Annotated in this window: 2 protein-coding genes and 1 pseudogene; 2 read left to right on the forward strand and 1 reads right to left on the reverse strand. The window is 70.0% G+C overall.

The annotated features are described in order from the left end of the window. Positions 1-121: 121 nt before the first annotated feature. Entirely contained in the window at positions 122-1,720 is a 1,599-nt protein-coding gene (locus VFO68_RS17745) for an aminotransferase class I/II-fold pyridoxal phosphate-dependent enzyme (RefSeq protein ID WP_325159418.1), read from the reverse strand. A 163-nt stretch (positions 1,721-1,883) separates the two neighbouring features. Here VFO68_RS17745 and VFO68_RS17750 point away from each other — a divergent pair, with 163 nt between their 5' ends. Further along, the gene (locus VFO68_RS17750; RefSeq protein WP_325159419.1) at positions 1,884-3,347 is read left to right on the forward strand and encodes a helix-turn-helix domain-containing protein; all 1,464 of its coding nucleotides are present in this window, start codon (positions 1,884-1,886) and stop codon (positions 3,345-3,347) included. Positions 3,348-3,555: 208 nt separating this feature from the next. Next, positions 3,556-3,823 (forward strand): annotated as a pseudogene (locus tag VFO68_RS17755) (hypothetical protein); the annotation flags it as partial.

Here is a 3,823-nt window from a genome sequence, read left to right on the forward strand (position 1 = left end):
GGGCGTGCCCTCCCTGCACAACTGGTGGTGTCTTACACGGGTGCATCTACTAGATGTGGGGGCGAACCGTAGCGCACGGCACCGACAACGCCGGCCGTGCCACGCCGACCCGACCGGGGGTTCAGTAGGTCCGGTGGGCCACGGTCTGGTCGAGGTGGGGGACGGCTCGGCGGGCGCGGGTGAGGGCGTAGCCGAGGATGCGGTCGCGGCGCCCGCCGGTCATCGCGCGCGCCAAGTCCCGCAGTCGGGTGACGGTCCGGGCGACGGTGCCGGTGTCGACGGCGAGGTTGGCGCGCAGGGTGTACCAGCCGTCGCTGTCGCTGTGGCCGAACAGCTCGCCGGGGAGCATCGCCAGGCCGGATTGGGGGTCGCCTTCGCCGTAGCACAGCAGCACCGCTTGGGCGTCGACCCCGGATTGGACTCGGTCGCCGAACAGGCTGCGGGCGACGTGCACAGGGACGTACCAGCCGCCCTGGGGTAGCTCGACGCGGTAGATCTCGCGGCCCAGTTCGCGATTGAGGGTCTGGAGCTCTCGGGTGAAGTAGGACAGTTGCTGGCGGTTCCAGGCGTTCCACTCGGTGATCCAGGTGGGTGGGGTCAGGCAGAGTGCGGCGGCGCTGGTCAGCTCGCCGACCTGGGGGACTCGGCCGTGGGAGAACACGGTTCGGTAGTGCGCCAGCGCGCGGCGCAGTGCCGGGTTGGTGGTGGTGGCGAACGCGACGCGGCCGGTGGGCAGGGTGAACGTCTTGGACGGGGTGACGACCGAGACGCACCACGGGCCAATGCCGGGGGCGGCACCGATCGGCTCTGGGACGAGGTGGTCGTCGAGGTAGGAGCCGACGTATACGTCGTCGCCGATCACGTAGACCGGGTTGTCCGGGTGGGTGGCGTTGTGGCTTACCACGGCGGCCGCGATGCCGTGGGCCTGATCGCGGGTCAGGACCCGGCCGTCGAGATTGTTGACCAGCGGTACATAGACCACCCGGCCGGACAGGTGGGCGGTGTCGTCTACCCACGCGGCGACCGTGTCCCCGGTCAGGTCGTCCTCGATGTGCAGGATGCCGCCAAAGATCGGCGGGATCAACCGCAGCGACTGGTAGTAGCCGCTCGGGGCGAGGATGACCCCGCCCGTCGGGCGCAGTTCGTCAAAGCGGCGCTGGCACATCAGGGCCGCGCAGCAGGCGAGGAACACGCCCTTCGCGCCCCCGGCGAAGACCATCACGTCGTCGAGGTCGGAGGGAATGCCGAGCTGGCGGAAGTGGGCGCAGGCGAACGCGCGTGCCTCGTCGTCGAAGCCCGAGGAGCCGCCCCGGTACGCGCCGAGACAGTGTTCCCGATCCGCCACGTAGTTGAGGTAGCCCTCGCTGCTCTCCCCAGGCTGCCGCCGCGCCTTGTCCAGCAGCCCGAACACCTCCAGCGTCGGCACGCGAGGCCGGTGCGTGCTGTCGAAGGCCACGAGATCGTCCACCACAAACCTCGCGGCCCGCGGACGGATGGTGTGGCAGGCGTAGCCGACCAACCCGCGGCGATGCTCGAAGAACCATCCGGCGAAGTCGGTGACGACAGGGTGCGGATTTGGCGAGCCGTGCGAACCCTTGTACAGCTTCACCACCGAGTAATCGGTTTTGGCGTCGTCGATCAGCGCGTACACCGCTGTATACAGGTCGTCGAAGCGCAGTTGCGGCAGTGAACCGGCGCTCGGGCGGAGAATTCGAGGCACCCGTTCACGGTCGCTCCCGGTACCGGGACGTTCTAGACCAGTGGATAGACCTACCCGGGCTAGACCGGCTCGGGCTGGCGGCCGATGCTGAGGTGATCGGTGATCGCCGCGCCCAACGCGCCGATCGGCGCTACGGTGCGGAATGGCCGGTACGGAAAGGATCATGACCAGCGACGCGGGACACCGCTGCCGTGCCTGCGGGTGCGCACTGCGCCGGGGACACCCCGGCGTGCTGTGCGATCCGTGTGCGCGGGCCGCGCGTTCCTACGGCCAGTGCCCCGTCCCGGACGGCTTCTACGACACCCCCGCCCTGCGCGCCGCGTTGGCCACCTACGACTTCGGCCCGGTGTTCCGCGCCGTGCGCCTCCAGGCAGCGCTGTCCCAGGAGGAACTCGGGCTCATGGTCGGGCTCAACCAGTCCCGCGTGTCAGCTGTGGAACGCGGCGAGCACCGGCTGCGCGACGTCGCGGTCATCTCCCGCGTCGCGGCGGCGTTGGGCATCCCCGCGCCGCTGCTCGGCTTCCCGACCTCACCGGCCGGTAGCGTGAACGGCCAGGAGGTGAGTTGGGTGGACCGCAGAGACTTCTTCACCGCCGTCACCGCCATCACCCTCGGCGCCGGACTCCACCCCGAACTCCAACGGCTGGACGCCCTTCTGCCGACCCGCAGCGACCCACCCCCACCACGCCGCATCGGCGCTGCCGACGTGAAGGCCGTCGAGGAGACCACCGCCGCCTTCCGCCTGTCCGACTATCGCCACGGTGGCGGCCTGTCCCGCGCTGCCGCCGTCGCCCAACTCGGTTATGTGCTCACTCTGCAAGACATCCGATGCTCCGAACCGGTACGCGCCCAGCTACTGCTCGCCACGGCAGACCTGGCCATGACCGCCGCCTGGATGACCTACGACGTCGAGCAACACGACGCCGCCCGCCGGCTGTGGATGATCGCCCTGGACACCGCCCGCCGCGCCGACCACCCGCGCAGCACCGACCTGACCGTGATCCTGCTGCTCGACCTCGCCCACCAAGCCCTGCACCTGCACCGACCGGACGAGGCGCTGCGGCTGGTGCAACTCAGCGCAGCCACAGCGACAAGCCGCACCTACCCGGTCAGCGCCGGCACCCGCAGCTACATCGCCGCGACCACGGCCTGGTGCCACGCCGCACTCGGCCACCCCGAACCCTGCCACCGGGCACTCGGTGAGGCGCACCAGGCCTACGCCGACACCGACCCGGCCGCAGCACCACCCTGGGCCGTGCACGTGATCCCGGCCGAGCTCACAGCGCAGCACGGACACGCGTTCTTCCTGTTGGCACGTACCCAGCCGCAGTACGCGCACGCAGCAATCGAGCACCTCCGCGACGCCGTGGACGGCTTCGGCCCCACCTACGCACGGTCCCGAGCGGTCAACCTGCCCGGCCTGTCCAGCAGCTACTTCCGAGTCGGCGAGCTGACCACCGCCGTGACCATCGGCCACGAAGCCCTGACCGAGATCAGCTCCCTGTCCTCCCAACGCGCCTACGCCCGACTCAAGACCCTGGCCGAGAGCGCCGAACCGTTCCAGCACAACGCCGATGTGGCCGAGCTGCGCGGGCGCATCCACCATGCCCTGGTCACCGCGGCCTAACCGACGCGATCATCCACTCATGCCCTCCGGGCTCCCCGGCCTCGACGCCCTCGCACACGTATGCCGCACGTTCGGCGTGAACCACAACGACGCCGTCTTGCTGCACCACCGATCCAACGCCGTCTACCTACTCCCCCAAGAACAAATCGTCGCCCGTCTCGCTCCCGCCACGCCGCTGCGACAAGCGCGCGCGGCCACGGTGGTCGCTGTGACCCGATGGTTGGCCACCCAACCGAACCCCATCGCCTTGCCGCCGCTCCCCGGCGACCAACCCGTTGTCACCGACACAGCGGTAGCAACGTTCTGGCCGTGCCAGCAGACCACCCCACCGCCCACGCTCGCGGACCTGGCCGAACTGCTACGCCGGCTGCACGCACTCCCACGCCCGCCGTTCCCCGTTCCCAGGTACCGACCGCTGCACCGGCTCTTCGAGGCCCTCGACACAGACAGGGCCCGGCAGCACCCGATCCTGTCCT

The organism is Actinophytocola sp. (genome assembly GCF_035712165.1).
Lineage (GTDB): Bacteria > Actinomycetota > Actinomycetes > Mycobacteriales > Pseudonocardiaceae > DASYTH01.